Annotated in this window: 17 protein-coding genes; 14 read left to right on the top strand and 3 right to left on the bottom strand. The window is 53.7% G+C overall.

What is annotated here, in order from left to right:
• Positions 1-76 precede the first annotated feature (76 nt).
• A complete protein-coding gene (locus ACFSUF_RS23365; protein ID WP_377607147.1) occupies positions 77-1054 on the bottom strand; it encodes an aldo/keto reductase in 978 nt (325 codons plus the stop codon).
• 191 nt (positions 1055-1245) lie between these two features.
• On the opposite strand from ACFSUF_RS23365, the gene ACFSUF_RS23370 reads away from it, so the two are divergent.
• From ACFSUF_RS23370 to ACFSUF_RS23420, 11 genes are all read left to right on the top strand, one after another.
• A complete protein-coding gene (locus ACFSUF_RS23370; RefSeq protein ID WP_377607149.1) occupies positions 1246-1827 on the top strand; it encodes a uracil-DNA glycosylase in 582 nt (193 codons plus the stop codon).
• Positions 1828-1884: 57 nt separating this feature from the next.
• A complete protein-coding gene (locus ACFSUF_RS23375; RefSeq protein WP_377607150.1) occupies positions 1885-2304 on the top strand; it encodes a hypothetical protein in 420 nt (139 codons plus the stop codon).
• 61 nt (positions 2305-2365) lie between these two features.
• Positions 2366-3826, top strand: a complete 1461-nt coding sequence (hpaB, locus tag ACFSUF_RS23380; RefSeq protein WP_377607152.1) for a 4-hydroxyphenylacetate 3-monooxygenase, oxygenase component — start codon at positions 2366-2368, stop codon at positions 3824-3826.
• A gap of 86 nt (positions 3827-3912) precedes the next feature.
• Complete coding sequence (gene cls, locus ACFSUF_RS23385) at positions 3913-5352, top strand: cardiolipin synthase (RefSeq protein WP_377607154.1); 1440 nt, start codon at positions 3913-3915, stop codon at positions 5350-5352.
• Positions 5353-5495: 143 nt separating this feature from the next.
• On the top strand, positions 5496-7349 hold the full coding sequence (locus ACFSUF_RS23390; RefSeq protein ID WP_377607156.1) for an ABC transporter ATP-binding protein: 1854 nt from the start codon (positions 5496-5498) through the stop codon (positions 7347-7349).
• The gene (locus ACFSUF_RS23395; RefSeq protein ID WP_377607158.1) at positions 7342-8019 is read left to right on the top strand and encodes a response regulator transcription factor; all 678 of its coding nucleotides are present in this window, start codon (positions 7342-7344) and stop codon (positions 8017-8019) included. Before ACFSUF_RS23390 ends, ACFSUF_RS23395 begins: the two co-directional genes overlap by 8 nt.
• Positions 8016-9137 carry a sensor histidine kinase gene (locus tag ACFSUF_RS23400; protein ID WP_377607160.1) on the top strand — a complete coding sequence of 374 codons (1122 nt, stop codon included), beginning with the start codon at positions 8016-8018 and terminating at the stop codon, positions 9135-9137. The genes ACFSUF_RS23395 and ACFSUF_RS23400 overlap by 4 nt, the downstream gene beginning before the upstream one ends.
• A gap of 399 nt (positions 9138-9536) precedes the next feature.
• Entirely contained in the window at positions 9537-9929 is a 393-nt protein-coding gene (locus ACFSUF_RS23405) for a Fur family transcriptional regulator (RefSeq protein ID WP_377607162.1), read from the top strand.
• Positions 9908-10678, top strand: a complete 771-nt coding sequence (locus ACFSUF_RS23410; protein WP_377607164.1) for a winged helix-turn-helix domain-containing protein — start codon at positions 9908-9910, stop codon at positions 10676-10678. The genes ACFSUF_RS23405 and ACFSUF_RS23410 overlap by 22 nt, the downstream gene beginning before the upstream one ends.
• A 74-nt stretch (positions 10679-10752) precedes the next feature.
• Complete coding sequence (locus ACFSUF_RS23415; protein WP_377607166.1) at positions 10753-11013, top strand: hypothetical protein; 261 nt, start codon at positions 10753-10755, stop codon at positions 11011-11013.
• A gap of 322 nt (positions 11014-11335) precedes the next feature.
• A complete protein-coding gene (locus ACFSUF_RS23420; RefSeq protein WP_377607168.1) occupies positions 11336-11719 on the top strand; it encodes a DoxX family protein in 384 nt (127 codons plus the stop codon).
• Positions 11720-11804: 85 nt separating this feature from the next.
• Here ACFSUF_RS23420 and ACFSUF_RS23425 read toward each other — a convergent pair whose 3' ends face one another.
• A complete protein-coding gene (locus ACFSUF_RS23425) occupies positions 11805-12284 on the bottom strand; it encodes a glutathione peroxidase (protein ID WP_377607170.1) in 480 nt (159 codons plus the stop codon).
• Positions 12285-12445: 161 nt separating this feature from the next.
• Between ACFSUF_RS23425 and ACFSUF_RS23430 the strand changes: the two genes are divergently transcribed.
• Positions 12446-12901, top strand: coding sequence for a MarR family winged helix-turn-helix transcriptional regulator (locus ACFSUF_RS23430; RefSeq protein ID WP_377607171.1), 456 nt, complete (start codon positions 12446-12448; stop codon positions 12899-12901).
• Between the two features lie 122 nt (positions 12902-13023).
• Here the strand turns inward: ACFSUF_RS23430 and ACFSUF_RS23435 are convergent, their stop codons facing one another.
• Complete coding sequence (locus ACFSUF_RS23435; protein WP_377607173.1) at positions 13024-13410, bottom strand: VOC family protein; 387 nt, start codon at positions 13408-13410, stop codon at positions 13024-13026.
• A 199-nt stretch (positions 13411-13609) separates the two neighbouring features.
• Between ACFSUF_RS23435 and ACFSUF_RS23440 the strand changes: the two genes are divergently transcribed.
• Complete coding sequence (locus tag ACFSUF_RS23440) at positions 13610-14065, top strand: MarR family winged helix-turn-helix transcriptional regulator (protein ID WP_377607175.1); 456 nt, start codon at positions 13610-13612, stop codon at positions 14063-14065.
• A gap of 2 nt (positions 14066-14067) precedes the next feature.
• Positions 14068-17250 carry an efflux RND transporter permease subunit gene (locus tag ACFSUF_RS23445; RefSeq protein WP_377607178.1) on the top strand — a complete coding sequence of 1061 codons (3183 nt, stop codon included), beginning with the start codon at positions 14068-14070 and terminating at the stop codon, positions 17248-17250.
• Positions 17251-17271 lie beyond the last annotated feature (21 nt).

Here is a 17271-nt window from a genome sequence, read left to right on the forward strand (position 1 = left end):
CACATCAGACAAACGCGAAAAAACGCCCGCACCTTCGGGAGGCCGGGCGTTTTTGTTATGAATAAGAGCTAACCCATTATTTGATCCGGTTAGACACATCGCTTAGATGCCGTATCTCATCAGGTGTCAGCCGGATTTGCATGGCTTTCACATTTTCTTCGGCATGATGCGTCTTAGAGGCGCCGGGAATGGCAAAGATAGTATCGCCATGCGCATGGATCAGCCAGTTGAGTGCAATCTGAGTAGGCGATGAGTCGTAACGCACTGCAATCTCCTCCAGCGCTTCGATCAGCGGCCTGGATTTCTGCATCCCGGAAGCGCGGAAGGCGGAGGACCATTTGCGCGGTCCTTTCACCGCTTGCACAAGCTCTGGGTTCCGATGGAACTTTCCGCTCAAAATACCTTGTTCCAACGGGGAATAAGCAATGATCGCTACGCCCAGTTCCTGTGCCGTTTCCAGAATGCCGTTGCGTTCAATCCGGCGGTCCAGCAGGCTGTACTTCACCTGATTGGAGGTAAGGCGCAGGCCATGTTCACGCAAAACCTGGTCTGCTTCGCGCATTTTGGCTGCCGAGAAGTTACTCACGCCAACATGCCGGATGTGGCCTTGTTTGACCAAACCGGCCATCGCATTCATTTCCTCCTTCACAGAGGAAAAAGAAAACGGCTGATGCACCTGATGGAGATGGATGGTCCGGTGATCCAGCATTCGTTTGCGCGCTTCAATGGTTTCGCTGATGCTGGATGCGGTGCGGAACAGCGGCCACCACTTGGTGGCAATATACGCTTCCTCGGCCAGCGGGCCGGCCTGCTTCAACGCTTGAGCCAGCATCTGTTCGGATTGGCCGTTCCCGTAAACTTCCGCGGTATCGAACCAATTGATCCCGCCCTCCAGGCTGGTGCGGACAATCTTCAGCACATCCGGCGGCTGCAGCACAGGCCAAAATTTGCCCACCAAGCCCTGGCCGTTGCTGAATTGCCAGCATCCAAGCCCAAGCGGAGACGGGAGAAGGCTGGAGTTTCCCATCTTGCGTAACACAGGACGAAGGTTCATAATATCCCCCTTTTGATTGAAATTATCCGTATTTATCCATTCAGCTGAATCGTAACGGACTTGGGGCAGCTCTGTCAAACCATGTTCCACGTGGAAATATCGGCATGAAGATAAACGCGACTGGATTAAAAAGGAAATAACCAGGAAAATATAGACTTCAACATCGTAACAAAAGAGAGGGGACGTTCCGCATGATCTACAGTCCGTGCGACGGGCTTCCGGAGGAAGTCGTACCTGCTGAGGCAGCGGCTTGCCACATGTGCAAAGAAGCAGGGCTTCACAGCAGGATGATATGGGGGGAAGGGAATTCGGAAGCGGCCGTATACTTTATTTTGGATAATCCGGGGGCGAGGGAATCCCGGGAGGGAGATCCGGTCGTATGCGGCACTAGGCAGACGCTGCTTCAAGGACTAGCGGATACGGGGATTCCCGCAGATCAGGTGTATGTAACATATCTGTTAAAGCGGCGGCCTTTGCGGGCTTATGACAAACCGGCTGCCCGCAAGTTATGTATGCAGCATCTGCATGCCCAAGTTCAAGCAGGACAGCCCAAGCTGTTGTGCGCACTGGGAAATGTAGTGCTCCAGTCTTTGCTGGCCAACGAAGAGGCTGAAGTAAAACAGCTGCGGGGGCAGTGGTTGGAATTCAGCGGGATCCCGATGAATACGGCCTATCATCCTTTGGCCGTAAGGAGGCGCCCGGTACTTTATAACAAATTTATTGAAGATCTCAGATTATTGGCGGAGCAGGCGCGGAACAGGGGAATCTGGTAACGTAAAAAGTAGGGCTGTATACTCAAAGTAAGCCTAACAATACAAAGAGGAGCGGATATGGCGGATCCCGTTCAGTCGACGATTTCGCCGCAGGTCACATTGGCCACGGCTCCAGTTATCGCGCTTGCTCGATCCGAGGCCATCAGCACGGCTGCAAGCATTAAGCTGCTTCCCTGGGTAGGAGCGGGAGATTTTCTGGTATTGTTATATGCCGCCGCCGGACTGATCTTTCTCCGCTTCGTATGGAAAGAACTGCAGTTTCGCCCCGGGGCCAAGCGCTGGTTTATAGCGGGGGCTGTGCTCGCCGTTACCGCTGTTTTGATGGATTCATACGATGTGTCCAACATGACCAAACCGGTGGAACGGCTGGAGCAAACAGCCGAAGAAATTCTCGAAACGTCGGCGCTGCTCTGCTTTTTGGCTTCGTTCTCGCTTACGGCTTCGGCTATCGTCCAAAGGATGTCAGCCCGCGGATAACGAACCCGTCCGCGGCCGCCGGAATATAATGCGGTAAACACACAAAAGAGGTGTATGCGTCATGGCAGTGAAGAGCGGCACCGAGTATATCCGGCGGATCGATTCCTACCCGCCTGATGTCAGGATAACAGGCGGGCAAATTCATGGCCCTCTATCGGAGCACCCTGCGTTCAAAGGGCTGATGTCCACGCAAGCGGCAATGTACGATATGCAGCTGGACCCGGCCTTCCGCCGCAAACTGACCTATCCCTCCCCCCTGACCGGAGACCCCGTCGGACTGTCGTTCCTCCAGCCCAAAACCAAGAAAGATATGGCTGCCCGCCGGAAAATGATGCAGACGTGGGCCTTACAGCATCACGGCTTCCTAGGCAGGGCGCCGGATTATATGAACACGGCACTGATGGCTTTTGCTGCGGCGGCGGGCTTTATAGAAGAGAAGTACCCGGAGTATGCGGCTAACCTGCGGCGTTATTACGAATACTGCCGGGAACAGGATATTACCCTCTCCCACGTATTCGTTCAACCCAAAACCGCTCACTTGGCGGTACTTCTATCACTGATTGAGGAGCCGACTGCGACTCGTATTGTCGATAAGAACAAAGACGGGATCGTTATTAGGGGGGCTTTCCTCCTCGACACCCAAGGCGCCACTTGCGACGAAATTCTCGTTTATCCAGCTCCCGTTATGTGCGAAGAAGAAGATAGTCCGTACGCCTTTGCTTTTGCTGTGCCAAGCAGCCACCCCGGTGTCCGGTTTGTATGCAGGGAAAGCTTCGTTGGCGGCGACTCGGCCTACGATTACCCGCTCAGCTCCCGGTTTGAGGAGATGGATACCCTTGTCCTGTTTGAAGATGCGCTCGTACCGTGGGACAGAGTATTTATCTGCGGGGACCAGAAGCTGGCTGTCCGCTTTTTTGAGGAAAGTGATTTCCACACGCATGCGGGCATGCAAATCATGTGCAAAAACATGGCTAAAACCGAATTCTTCCTAGGGACTGCCGAATTGATGGTTGAAACCGGCGGCATCGACCGTTATCCCCAAGTCAGAGAGATGGTCACGGAGCTGATCCTGGCGTTAGAAACGCTGAAATCGCTGCTGCTGGCAGCCGAACGAAACGCTTCCCGCGACCGCTGGGGGAGTATGCTGCCCGACCGGAAACCGCTGCTGGCCGCCAACGTCTATTATCCCAAAATGTACCCGCGAATGATCGAGATCATTCAGCTGCTCGGTGCAAGCGGCGTAATCATGATCCCCGGGGAACAGGATTTCCATTCCCCCCTGGAAAGCCAGCTTCAACGCTACCTGCAGGGCGTTGACAGGAACGGCAAAGATCATGTCCGGCTGTTACGCCTCGCCTGGGAAATGAGCGTCAGCGCTTTTGGCGGACGGCAGACGGTGTATGAACGCTTTTTCTTCGGCAATGCTGCTCAGGTGAATGATAGGCTGTACAAGGGCTGCGGGGATCGTGAAGAGTATAAGAAACGGGTAAATGACTTCTTGAGGACCTCCGATTTGCGGTAATTTTTCGTTTCTGTTGAGTATGGAGGCGTTTATGGATACAATATAGAACGCTACACCATAATTAACCAAGGGCAGGGTGCCGCATCATGAAGTTTCCGGACTTAATCTCACTTTTACCGTTAATCAATATCGTTTTTGCAGGCGCCATCATCTTTCTGGAGCGGCGGAATGCCGCAGTAACCTGGGCATGGCTGATGGTTATGTTCTTCCTTCCCTACATCGGCTTTATCCTGTATCTGTTGTTGGGACAGAACCTGAGCCGCCGCAAAATCTACCGGATCAAAAAGAAACAGCGCATGCTGATTCAAAGCCATGTCCAGCATCAGAAAGAAGAGCTGAAGCATGGCGAAATGAAGTTTCACGACCCGGCTATGACCGAATACAGGGATATGATGTATATGAACCTGGTGAGCAGCCAGTCCATTTTCTCGCAGGACAACGAGATCGAGCTGTTTACGGAAGGGAACCAGAAGTTCGATGCGTTGTTCAAGGATATTGCCGAAGCGCAGGACCATATTCACTTAATCTATTACATTGTGCATAACGACCATCTCGGGCAGCGCCTGGTACAGGAGCTGGAGAAGAAAGCCCGGGCCGGGGTTCAGGTGCGCCTGCTGTATGACGCCATCGGAAGCAACCGTACTCCTAAGAGCCTCTTTGATAGCCTGATCGCCGCCGGGGGCGAAGTGGGTGTCTTTTTCCCCTCCAAAATTCCGTACTTCAACCTAAGGCTCAACTACCGGAATCACCGGAAAATGGCGGTCTTCGACGGCAAAATCGGCTACATCGGCGGCTTCAACGTAGGGGATGAATATTTGGGGCTGAACAAGCACTTTGGCTTTTGGCGGGATACCCATCTGAGAGTGCAGGGCGGAGCGGTCGGCCAGATGCAGGCCTTATTCCTGCTGGATTGGAGCTTGGCGACCGGCTTGAATGTGTTTGACGGGGATTGTTTCCCTAAGCTGGAAGGCACGGGTAAAACCGGCATGCAGATTGTGTCCAGCGGGCCTCATTCGGAAATGCAGCAGATCAAGAATTCTTATATCAAAATGATCCATTCCGCCAAAAAGAGCATCTACCTGCAAACCCCTTATTTTATCCCGGACGAGAGCCTGATCACCGCCCTTACGATTGCTGCGGCCTCCGGAGTGGAAGTGAAAATTATGCTGCCGAGCCAGCCGGATCATAAACTCGTGTATCTGGCGTCCTTTTCCTATTTGGGCGAGCTGTTGGAGGCGGGGGTGCGATGCTTTTTATATGAAAAAGGGTTTCTTCACGCCAAAACGATGGTCGTCGACGGGAAAGTCGCTTCGGTCGGAACAGCGAACATCGATATTCGCAGCTTTAAGCTGAATTTTGAAGTAAATGCCGTATTGTATGACACTGCGTCAGCTTCCCGGCTGAAGCGCGTGTTCGAAGTGGACATGCTGCATTCCCACGAACTGACAGTAGATGCGTATCGGAAGCGGTCCTACCTGGCTAAATTTAAAGAGTCCTGCGTGAGATTGTTGTCGCCTATTCTGTGACTTGAGGAGTTGTCATTTGCTTTCAGGCCGGCCAATTTATATTCTGTTTATAAAGACGTAGTAATCTTGGCACAGTGAGCTTTGCAAGGAGCGGACCGTTCCGGCTGCCGGGCTCCCTATTTTGATAGAAACGGGTGAACAAGATGTCTAATGATCAAACAGAATTGGGGCCGTCCGGAAAGCCGAAAGAAGCGGTCAAAGTGACCAAACAGGGCTTCCGGCGATTTTTGAAGCTCATTGCAGATACCAAACCCTCCAAAGCATGGATTGCGGCGGCGCTGTCGCTTTCTTTAGTTACTACGGTAGCCGGCCTGTTTGTGCCGATGTTTACCAAAAACCTCATCGATCAATTCTCCAAGGATTCTCTTAATGTCACTATCATCGCATTTCTGGCGCTTGCTGCCGCGGTCCAGGCTGTAGCTGCAGGATTCGCCATCTATATGTTAAATAGGATCGGGCAGAACGTCGTGGCGAATATCCGGGACCGTTTGTGGAAAAAGCTTTTGGTGCTGCCGGTTCCTTACTACGACACGCACCAGACAGGCGATACGATCAGCAGGATGACGAACGACACCGGCGTGGTGAAAGGTCTCATATCCGAGCATATGGCCACATTTGTGACAGGACTTGTTTCCATTATCGGTTCTATTACAATATTGCTGTTTCTGGATTGGCAGATGACGCTTGTTCTCTTCACCGCCATTCCGTTGACGATGGCCATCCTCATGCCGCTCGGCCGGCAGATGCATAACATCGCCAAGGGAACGCAGGATGAGACAGCGAAATTTACGGCTGTCCTGAGTCAAGTTCTGTCTGAAATCCGTCTGGTCAAGTCCTCCGGCTCAGAGCAGCTGGAATATGAGCGCGGCCGGCAGGGGATTACCGCCCTGTTCCGCTTCGGGGTCAAAGAAGGCCGTGTTCAGGCAATGGTCGGGCCGTTGATGACTTTTGTCATCATGACGCTGCTAGTGGTCATTATCGGCTACGGCGGTGTCCGCGTCTCTTCCGGTGAGCTGACGGCCGGCGAGCTTGTTGCCTTCCTGTTGTATTTGTTCCAGATTATATTTCCGGTCAGCCAAGTGACGATGTTCTTTACCCAATTGCAAAAGGCTGTCGGCGCTACCGAACGGATCGTCGCCACGCTGGATTTGAAAGAGGAAGATCCTTATGCGGGGAACACGCTGACGGATGCAGCGCAAACGATCTATGTGGAAGGGCTGCATTTTGCTTATAACGAAGACGAGCCGATTTTGCGGGACGTCAGTTTTGCTGCGCCGTCGGGCAAGGTGACGGCGATTGTGGGGCCGAGCGGCGGAGGGAAGACGACGCTGTTCTCGCTCCTGGAACGCTACTATCATCCGCAGGCTGGCGTGATCCGATTGGGCGATGAGCCCATCGACGCCTATTCCCTGTATTCCTGGCGGAGCCATATCGGCTACGTTTCGCAAGAGAGCCCGATCCTGGCGGGCACGATCCGCTACAATATCTGCTACGGCCTGGACAGGGACGTAAGCGAAGAAGAGCTGCGCCGTGCGGCGGCGATGGCTTACGCCGACACGTTCATCAGCGAGCTGCCGGACGGATACGATACGGAAGTCGGCGAGCGGGGGATCAAGCTGTCGGGCGGGCAACGGCAGCGGATCGGGATTGCGAGGGCGCTGCTGCGCGACCCGCAGATTCTGATGCTGGACGAGGCGACGTCCAGCCTGGACAGCAAGTCCGAAGGCGTCGTGCAGCAGGCTTTGAACAACCTGATGCAGGGACGCACGACACTGGTTATTGCGCATAGGCTGTCTACAGTGGTGGATGCGGACCAGATTATTTTTATCGAGAAAGGCACCATTACGGGTGCCGGAACTCACGAAGAGCTGCTGGAGACGCATGACCTGTATAGGGAATTTGCGACGCATCAGCTGAGGCTGAACGACGGGGAAGGCGCGGAAACTGCGGTGAAGGTTACGGCAGCCGGCGATAAGGCGGTGTCCACACGTGGTTAACATTCTCGTGGTGGATGACGATCCCCATATTCGGGAGCTGGTAAAGGTGTTTCTGGAGCGGGAAGGGTTGGAGACGGTCATGGCCCCGGACGGGATGAAAGCGTTGGCCCTTCTGGAGGAACCGGGCGGGATCAGCCTTGTAGTCATGGATATTATGATGCCGAACATGGACGGGTGGGAGCTGTGCAGGGAGATCCGGAAGAATTACGATCTTCCCGTATTAATGCTTACCGCCAAAGGGGAGACATCCCAAAAGGTGAAAGGGTTCGACCTTGGCGCCGACGACTATCTGGTGAAGCCGTTCGAGCCGGAGGAACTGATTGCCCGGGTAAAGGCGCTGCTGAAGCGGTACAAAATTGCGGTCTCTCAAACCGTGAGCGTCGGCGGGTTAACGATGAACCGAAAAACGTATGAGGCCTCGTTGAACGGGGAAGCTTTAACACTCCCTCTAAAGGAGTTTGAAGTGCTGTTCAAACTGGCGGGGTCCCCCGGGAGCACAGTTACCCGGGAACAGCTGATCGAGCAGATCTGGGGCTATGATTTTGAAGGAAACGAACGTACGGTAGACGTGCATATCAACCGGCTGAGGGACCGGTTTTCAGAGGAGCAATGCGGTTTCCGCATTCATACGATCCGGGGGCTCGGGTACAGGCTGGAGGCGCGTTCATGAAAAGGTGGAATGCGGAAACCCCTTGGATCAAGCGCTTTCGAAAAAAGATGGAAGAGCGTCCGGCCCTGGGAAGAGCTCTGGGAACGACTGTTTTTATGCTGGCCATAACGGGATTTTGGAGCGTTTCTTTTTTCGCGGTTGCGTTTGTTCGTAAAAATATAACGGCTTCGGTGCAGCACCCTCTCTGGGAGGGGTTTGGCAGTTATTTATGGTCCATTATCGGCGGATTTGTCCTGATGGGGGTAACTGCTTTTCTGATTGTCCCGAGAGAGGCGCGCCAGAAACAGATGGAGATCCTGGCCAACCTGGTCGAATCGATGAAAAGAATAGCGAAAGGAGACTACCGTGTAGAGGTGCGCGAGGAGGATCGGAAGTATATGGGGCCTTTCGGTACGCTGGTGGACAGTTTGAAAGATATGGCGAGTGAGCTGGATCAGATGGAGAAAATGCGCCAGGAGTTCGTATCTAACGTTTCCCATGAAATCCAGTCGCCGTTGACTTCGATACAGGGCTTCGCCCGGGCTTTGCAGAGCGGTGACTTGAGTGCGGAGGACCGGAAACGCTACCTGAACATCATTGAAACGGAGAGCGGGCGGCTGTCCAAAATCAGTGAAAATCTGCTGAAGCTGACATCTCTGGAGTCGAATCATCACCCTTTTGAACCGAAACGGTACCGCTTGGATATGCAGCTCAAACAGGTGTTGCTGGCTTGCGAGCCGCAGTGGCGGGAGAAGGGGGTAGAGCCGGAAGTTTCGCTTACTCCCTTATATATTTCAGCCGATGAGGAGCTGTTGAGCCAGGTATGGATGAATCTCATTGGCAACGGGGTGAAATTCACCCCTGCGGGCGGAGAGCTGCGGATTACTGCGGAGCAGGAGGGTGCGTGGGTGCGGGTCCGCATTGCCGATACGGGGATCGGTATGACGTTGGAGGAACAAGCTCATATCTTTGAGCGGTTCTACAAGGCGGACCAGTCACGGAACCGAGAGCGCGGAGGAAGCGGCCTGGGGTTATCCATCGTCAAGCGGATCGCCGAGATGCACGGCGGCTCAGTAACGGTGGAGAGCACCCCGGGCGAGGGCTCTGTGTTTCAGGTGACGCTGCCGGTGGGCGTTTAACCCCGGAAACTGCTCCCGAGTGCCAGTTAGTGTTATGTGGTATCACTAACTTCCAACGAGGCGGCAGTTAGTGATTTGTGATATTACTAACGAGGTGACAATGGTTACTTTAACCCCGGAAACTGCTCCCGAGTGCCAGTTAGTGCTATGTGGTATCACTAACTTCCAACAAGGCCGCGGTTAGTGATATGTGATATTACTAACGAGGCAACAATGGTTACTCTAACCCCGGAAGTCTGCTCCCGAGCGCCATTAAGCAGCTATATAATAAAGACCCTCGGCGCATTTGGCGTCGAGGGTCCTTTTTTTGTACAGTTGATTTCTTGAAGAGATATATTTATACTTAGTCTAAATACGATTATAAAAACCATTTACTATACGAGCCGAAGGTGGTTCTTTATGAATAAAATTAACTTAACAAGCCAACGCAAAGCGATTCTGGAAGTGATCCAGACCCGTAATGATCATCCTACAGCCGCTGATGTCATTGAGGCGCTTCGCGAGAAGGGGCATAACTTTGCCTACGGCACGATCTATAATTCGCTTCGGTACCTAACGGACAGCGGACTGATCCGCGAGTTGAAGCTGGGCGAGGCTGCCAGCCGGTACGATGCGCGCACGGAGGACCATCATCACGTCGTTTGCAGCAAGTGCGGTAAAGTGGATGAAGTGATGACGGAGCCTCCGGCGGAGTGGGCTGCGGCGGTTTCCCGGGAGACCGGGTTTCAGGTGGCGGAAGTGAAAGTTGTTTTTGAAGGAGTGTGTGCCGAGTGCTTAACGCAGAAGAACTAAACGATCGGGATTTGCAGGCGATGACTGGAGCCGTCTGTGTCCGGACGAGCCGGATTGTCGTGGTGAGCCCGTTTCCAAACCGGTTTCGGGAGCTGATTACGGCGCTTTCAGCGAGTTGTAACGATGTGATGATTTTTCACCGTTTCGAGCCCTCGCTGCTGTCCGACTTCCCGGTGGACGCCTTCATCCTGGATTTTACAACCCAGGCTTCAGAGGGCGATCTCCGCTTGTTTCAGGCTATGGACCGGGATGCCGCGCGGGCGCAGCGGACGCTGCTTCTAGTTAGCGACGAGGTCGATGCCAAGGAGCTGTCCGAATACGGCCAGCCTGCCGTGTGGCCGATGGAGATCCCCGATGCGCTTACGCATGTAAACCGCGTGATGGAAAGCAGCAGCAGTGTAGCTTCGGCGGTTAAGCTGGAAAGCGCCGAGCCGGGGCTGGCTGATGCCGTCCGTCAGTTCAAAGACCTGGAGGTCTATACGAAAAAAATGACGGTACTCCACCAGGGGAACCGGATCGATCTCACAAAGACGGAATATGAGCTTCTCCAGCTGTTCCTTCAATCCGACGGGGCTGTCCTGTCCCGCGATGAGGTGATGGAGCGCTTGTGGGGCGGCGACTTTTTCGGGGGAAGCAATGTGGTCGACGTCCATGTCAAAAGCTTGCGCAAAAAACTCGGCGACACCCCGGCCGCACCAAAGTATATCGCTACCGTCCGCGGAGTAGGATACCGTTTGGTGGACGAGTAAGCTTTTGAGTTCAAGGTAGGAGTTACTGTTCGTTCCTCAGGTGTTATAATATGGAAAAAAATCGGAGGTAACGGATGAAGGATTATAATACGACAGGCACAGTCTTGTTTATCGTCGGTTGTTGTTTGACCGTGCTTAGCTTTTTTGTCGGGCTCTTGGTCAGCGGGAGCGGAATCTTCGCACTTTACCTGTGGATAGCGGGTGCTGTGTTCGGAATGCTGCTCATTGGAATTTCCGAGATCATTCAGCTGCTGCATCGGCTGGTCAACGCCCAGAGGAAGGGTGAAGGGGCCGTAACGGACGGAGAGCGGAGTACGGAGGAAAGCAGCGTATGAAAAAGTATCCTTTGTGGTTTGTCATAACATTTGTGGATACCATTGTGTTAGAAATTTATTTTCAATTGATTCTAAAGAACACGGTTTATGGGATGATCCAGCATTTGTGATTGGTTTAGCTTTGTGTACGTGTCTTCTATGTTTTATGTATAAAAGCAAAGCCGTCGGCCCTGGGTCGGACGGTTTTTTTTGTCTAAAATATTTTCCACAGGGGTGTCTATTGTCAGCAGGTTCATTCGTTGTGTTTATATAGAGCAAGAATTGACGCTAATTAGGGTTACTCATGCTGCAATCATTGACTATGGAGAGGAATGTTGAGAACATGAATCAATCACGTTGGAGAACGATCGCTTATTGGGTGACTACTTTATTCGGACCAGCGAGCTTTATAATTGGAGGGACGCTGTTCCTGACGGGAGCAGAGCAGCCTGTCGAACAGATGAAGCATTTGGGTTTTCCGCTATACTTGCTCACGATTCTCGGGGTATGGAAGCTGCTCGGAGCGATAGCCGTTGTTATACCGCGCACTCCGCTGCTGAAAGAATGGGCTTATGCGGGCTTCTTTTTCCATCTGTCGGGAGCCGCTGCCGTTCATGCGCTTGCGGGGGATGCCTTGTCCGTCATTGCTCAGCCGCTTGTGTTTCTGGCACTGACGATTGCCTCTTACCTGCTGCGGCCGGCCAGCCGGAGGCTGAAGCTGCAATAACTGTTGAAACAGAAGAAGGCAATCCCTGCAAGGCGGCCGTGTTTGCTTGCCATCTTGTCGTGGGATTGCCCTTTTTTGCTGGAGATTAAGTTAGCAGCGCTTTGATGTCTTTTTCGATCTGCTCAGGCGTATCCGTCGGCGCAAAACGTTTCACTACATTACCCTCACGGTCGATCAGGAATTTGGTGAAATTCCATTTGATGGCCTTGGAACCAAGGAAGCCGCGCGCATGCGAAGTTAAATGCTTATAGAGCGGATGCGCGTTCGAGCCGTTCACATCGACCTTGGCAAACAGCGGGAATGTAACCCCATGATTCAACGAACAAAATTCCGCAATCTCCGTTTCGTCCCCCGGCTCCTGATTCATAAATTGGTTACAGGGAAAGCCTAAGACAACCAGACCGCGATCGGCATACTCCTCATAAAGCTTCTCCAAGCCCGTGTACTGAGGCGTAAATCCGCATTTGCTGGCCGTATTTACAATCAGCAGCACTTTGCCTCTGTAATCATCCATCGGCTGGGTTTCCCCTTTGATGGTTTTCATTTCAATATCATAGATAGACATAAGACCGGCTCCCTTCCTGAAAATGATTTTACTAAATTTAATTGTACCACATAAGCTGCTTTGACACTCTTATGCAGCAGTGATATAATTACAATACCAATTATATTGTATGCAATTAAATTGACTGGTTCAATTTTAATATAGAAACAGGAGGGTGCACCATGGCAGGCGCTCAGGAAGATATACTGAAGCTGGAGAACCAGCTTTGTTTCGCAGTTTATGCTTGTTCCCGAGAAATTATCAAACTGTACCGTCCCATTCTCGACGAGCTGGGGCTGACCTATACGCAGTATGTGACGATGCTGGCGCTGTGGGAGAAGGACGGAGTGTCCGTCAAGGAGCTGGGCGGAAAACTGTATCTGGATTCGGGAACGTTGACTCCGCTGCTTAAGAAAATGGAGTCGATGGGCCTGGTAACCCGGGAGCGGGAGAAGTCCGACGAGCGCAGCGTGGTGATCACACTGACGGAGAAGGGCGCCAATTTGAAGGAAAAAGCGTTCGATGTCCCTGCGAAACTATTATGCTCAGCGGGATTTGACGCGGAGGAAGCGGCAGAGGTACAGATGAAAGTGACTAAGCTGTTGGAGCAGGTTCAGGCCTTTCAGGTGCAGGAATAGGTGGTTGCGGGGCCTATGGAAGATTGATGTATGCTGCCCCAGGAATTACAGCTAGCTAATAAGGGAAGACAAAAGAACCCTCATTCTGCGGAATGGGGGTTCTTCGTGCTGGGGTGAGAAATTTAGCTTTTTGAAATTTCGCTGCGGATGGCATGCACATTATCGTCCGGATCAGTGAAGAATGCCAGCCAAATTTCCACAGTGCCGAGGTCCCCGACTTTGTGGGGTGCGGAGGTGAAGGTTACGCCTGCAGAACAGAGCCTGTCATAAGCCTCGTGAATGCTGTCCACATTGAAGTAGATGATGGAGCTTTTGTGGTCGAATTCGGGTTTTTCGGCGATACCGAGCAGCAGGTGGATGCCGCCGCAATCAAACAAGGCCATGTTGTTCATGCGAAATAATTCCTGCAGGCCCAGCACATCCCGGTAGAAATCGGCGGATTCGTTCAGGCGGCGGACGGGAATGGATACTTGGCCGATGCCCTTGATGAGTGACTTTGTATTTGTCATAGGTATTCTCCTTTGTGCGCAGTTTTGTTTGACTACATTCGGCACGCCCAGATGGAACTCCTGTCCCCTTTTTGGAAATTTGATAAATTGAAGGATATCCCAGTTTCTAGTTGACGGAAACCATTTTCCGCTGATATAGTTCACATATAGAACTGTTTTACTGTGAAACTATTTAGTACGAGCCGAAGGAGGCTGCCATTTGGATTCGAAGCTGTTGTCCCAGCTGATTGACCGGTATTTTTCTTCGATGAATACCGTTCAGCGGGCTATGAACGTGATGATTACGGAGCGGATGCCGAAGCATTTGACGTCCGATCAATTTTGCATTTTGAAGTACATAGGCGAGCAGGAGCAGTGTACTTCTTCGGAGCTGTCCGAGGTGTTTTTTGTAGGAAAGAGTTCCATTACTGCGATGATTAACCGGCTGGCGGAAAAGGAACTGATTGTCCGGCATCCCGATGAAAAAGACAGGAGAGTCACGTATTTGGCGCTGACCGAAGAGGGCAAGAGGCTGTCCCAAGAGCTGAACAGGACCATTGAGCAGCTGCTGGCGAAATATATCGTCCATTTTGAGGAAGAAGAGGCGCTGGCGTTCATCAATACATTAGAGAAGTTAGGAAAAGTGTTATCAGAGCAAGAAGGAGGACGGGAGTAACCATGAAACAGATTGTAAAATGGAGATGGCTGATGCTGATCCTGTGGATCGGAGCTGCAGTCGGACTGATGCTGTCGGCGCCCAATATGGAGGAGCTGGTCCGGGAAAAAGGGCAAATCAGCGTGCCGGACGGCTATTCCTCATCCAATGCGGCTAAGCTGATCCGGGAAATGAATCCGGGTTCGGAGAAGGATTCAGGTGAAGCCTCCGCTGTCCTAGTGTTCCACGGGGAACATTCTCTCACCGCGGATGACCGGGCAGAGATGAAAAAAGGAATTGAAAAGCTGAAGAGCGACCCGGATATTGCGTCGGTGACAACTCATTTTGACACGAAAGAATTGGAGAAGCAGCTGGTTTCTAAAGACGGCCAAACCGTTTTGGCACTGGTCAACGTGAAATCGGAAGGCCGGACGCCGGCGGAAATGCACGATGGGTTGTATGCCGCACTGGACGGGGTGAAGGTACCTCATTACTACACCGGAGAATGGCTGATTTCCGAAGATGTCGTGCAGAGCTCACAGGAAGGGCTGAAGAAAACAGAGTGGATCACGGTGGTCTTCATCCTTGCGATCCTGTTCCTCGTGTTCCGCTCGGTGGTGGCGCCGTTCATACCGCTGCTGGTCGTCGGGTTAAGCTATGTAACGGCCCAATCCGTGGTAGCGATCCTTGTAGACACGGTAAACTTCCCGTTATCGAACTTCACTCAAATTTTCATGGTAGCGGTCATGTTCGGGATCGGTACGGATTACTGCATTCTGTTGATCAGCCGGTTTAAGGAAGAGCTTGCCCAAGGCAAAGACCGCGAAGAAGCGATCCTGAATACTTACAGGACGGCAGGGAAGACGGTGTTCTTCTCCGGATTGGCGGTGCTGGTCGGCTTCAGCTCGATCGGGCTGTCCACCTTCGCACTCTATAAATCAGCCGTAGCTGTTGCGGTAGGCGTTGCTATGCTGCTGATTGGGCTGGTTACTTTGGTTCCGTTCTTTATGGCGGTGCTGGGAAAAGCGATTTTTTGGCCGTCCAAAGGGGACCTGGAGCACAAACCAAGCCGACTGTGGGGAGCGGCAGGCAAATTCTCTCTCACCCGCCCGATTTGGGCTCTGGTGATCCTAGGCATTATTGTGGTGCCGTTTCTAGTGGCGTACAAAGGATCTACCTCTTTTAACTCGCTTGAGGAAATTGGAGATAAATACAACTCGGTCAAAGCGTTCAATTATATTGCGGACGGCTTCGGCCCGGGCGAGTCGATGCCGTCTAAGGTGGTCGTGAAAGCGGAGCAGCCGCTGGATACGACCGAGGGCTTAGCGGCCGTGGAACAAGTGACACGGGAGCTGGCCAAGGTGGACGGCGTGAAAGCCGTCCGCAGCGCCACTCGTCCGACCGGCGAAGCCCAGGAGGACTTTGAAGTGGCGAAGCAGGCCGACACGCTCGGCAGCGGTCTCGATCAGGGCGGCGAAGCGCTCGGCAAGATCGGGGCGGGGTTGGCGGAGGCGAGCAGCTCGCTCAGCAGCAACGCGCCGAAGCTGCAGGAAGCCGTGAGCGGCACGTCGGCGCTGATCGACGGCACGAACGAGCTGAAGACCGGCGTCACGCAGTTAGGCGCCGGGCTGCAGCAGATTGAGCGCGGCTTGCGCGACGGTTCCGGCGGGGCGGCGGAGCTCAGCCGGGGCGTGAAGCAGGCGAAAGCCAGCGCCGGGCGGTTAGCCGCAGCCGCGAAGCAGCTGCAGGACTCGTATGAGCAGCTGGGCGGCGGTTTGGCCCAGCTGTCCAAGGCCTACACGGGCGCCGCACAGCAGGCGTCCGGATTCGCCGGCGGGCTGGCCGGCGTCGGTTCAGGCCTGAGCGGCCTTGCGGAGAAATATCCGGAGATCGCAAGCGATCCGGATTTTCAGAAGACGAAAGGCGCAGTCGCCCAGCTCCAGGATGGAGCGGGCGCGCTGGCGGACGGCCTGAAGCTGCTGAACGGCCAGCTGGCGAGGGTTAGCGCCGGCATGGCGAAGGCGAATGCCGGCCTGAACCAGGCGGCCGCCGGGCAGGCCGCCTTGGCGCAGGGGCTGGCGAAGATCGCCGCAGGCCTCGATCAGCTGCAGGCGGGCATTGCCCGCGCAGCGGACGGCCAAGGGCAGATCCTCGCGAAGCTGCCGCAGGTCACGCAGGGACTCGGCGACCTGGCCGAAGGGCAAAAACAGCTGCAGACCGGCTTCGCGCAGCTCGACGGTCAGCTCGGCCAGTTGACCGACGGCTTGAAGCAGAGCGCCGACGGCCTGAAACAGGTAAATGGCGGCCTCGACTCGGCCGGAAACTACCTGCAGAGCCTGTCCGATGAGCCGAACAAGCAGATGACAGGCTGGTACGTGCCGGAGGAAGCGCTCAAGAACGCTGACTTCCAAAAAGCGCTGGACGTATACATGTCCGAAGACCGCCGCACGGCGACGTTCGACGTCGTGTTCGAGGGAAATCCTTATGACGTGAAGACGCTGGAGAAGGTCGATGCACTTAACGAAGCGGCAGCCCGTGCCGTCAAAGGCACCCCGCTGGAAGGTTCTGAATTCGCCGTCAGCGGCGTAACGAGCATCAACAACGATCTGCGTCACATCTCGGCGGACGATTACGCCCGAACCGTAATGCTGATGCTGGTCGGCATTGGATTAATCTTGATCGTACGGTTCCGTTCGATTGTCATTCCGATCTACCTGATCCTGTCCTTGCTGCTGACGTACTACACTTCCCTGGCGATTGCCGAAGTAATCTTTGTCCGCATGCTGGGCCATTCCGGCATCTCGTGGGCCGTGCCGTTCTTCGGTTTCGTCCTGCTGATGGCGCTGGGCGTAGACTACAGCATCTTCCTGATGGACCGGTTCAAAGAGTACCGTCATTTGTCACCGCAGGAAGCGATTTTGCTGGCCATGAAGCATATGGGCGGAGTCATTATGTCCGCTGCCGTCATTCTGGGCGGAACGTTCGCTGCGATGCTGCCTTCCGGGGTCATGTCGCTGCTGCAGATCGCTACAATCCTGTTGTGCGGGTTATTCCTGTACGCACTGGTCTTGCTTCCGCTGTTCATTCCGGTGATGGTCCGTACCTTTGGCCCCGCCAACTACTGGCCGTTCATGGACTCGAAAGAACCAAACGAGCCGATGGCACCATCCAAGGAGCAGCCTGCAAGATCCTCATTTTCACACTAAAAAAGCATCCCCGGCCAAACA

The organism is Paenibacillus gansuensis (assembly GCF_042684925.1).
Classification (GTDB): domain Bacteria; phylum Bacillota; class Bacilli; order Paenibacillales; family DY6; genus Paenibacillus_N; species Paenibacillus_N gansuensis.

Coding starts and splice junctions, on each gene's coding strand:
- ACFSUF_RS23420 (WP_377607168.1), top strand. CDS start 11,336: ATGAATCAATCACGTTGGAGAACGATCGCTTATTGGGTGACTACTTTA.
- ACFSUF_RS23370 (WP_377607149.1), top strand. CDS start 1,246: ATGATCTACAGTCCGTGCGACGGGCTTCCGGAGGAAGTCGTACCTGCT.
- ACFSUF_RS23445 (WP_377607178.1), top strand. CDS start 14,068: ATGAAACAGATTGTAAAATGGAGATGGCTGATGCTGATCCTGTGGATC.
- ACFSUF_RS23400 (WP_377607160.1), top strand. CDS start 8,016: ATGAAAAGGTGGAATGCGGAAACCCCTTGGATCAAGCGCTTTCGAAAA.
- ACFSUF_RS23425 (WP_377607170.1), bottom strand. CDS start 12,284: ATGTCTATCTATGATATTGAAATGAAAACCATCAAAGGGGAAACCCAG.
- ACFSUF_RS23415 (WP_377607166.1), top strand. CDS start 10,753: ATGAAGGATTATAATACGACAGGCACAGTCTTGTTTATCGTCGGTTGT.
- hpaB (WP_377607152.1), top strand. CDS start 2,366: ATGGCAGTGAAGAGCGGCACCGAGTATATCCGGCGGATCGATTCCTAC.
- ACFSUF_RS23365 (WP_377607147.1), bottom strand. CDS start 1,054: ATGAACCTTCGTCCTGTGTTACGCAAGATGGGAAACTCCAGCCTTCTC.
- ACFSUF_RS23435 (WP_377607173.1), bottom strand. CDS start 13,410: ATGACAAATACAAAGTCACTCATCAAGGGCATCGGCCAAGTATCCATT.
- cls (WP_377607154.1), top strand. CDS start 3,913: ATGAAGTTTCCGGACTTAATCTCACTTTTACCGTTAATCAATATCGTT.
- ACFSUF_RS23375 (WP_377607150.1), top strand. CDS start 1,885: ATGGCGGATCCCGTTCAGTCGACGATTTCGCCGCAGGTCACATTGGCC.
- ACFSUF_RS23390 (WP_377607156.1), top strand. CDS start 5,496: ATGTCTAATGATCAAACAGAATTGGGGCCGTCCGGAAAGCCGAAAGAA.
- ACFSUF_RS23405 (WP_377607162.1), top strand. CDS start 9,537: ATGAATAAAATTAACTTAACAAGCCAACGCAAAGCGATTCTGGAAGTG.
- ACFSUF_RS23430 (WP_377607171.1), top strand. CDS start 12,446: ATGGCAGGCGCTCAGGAAGATATACTGAAGCTGGAGAACCAGCTTTGT.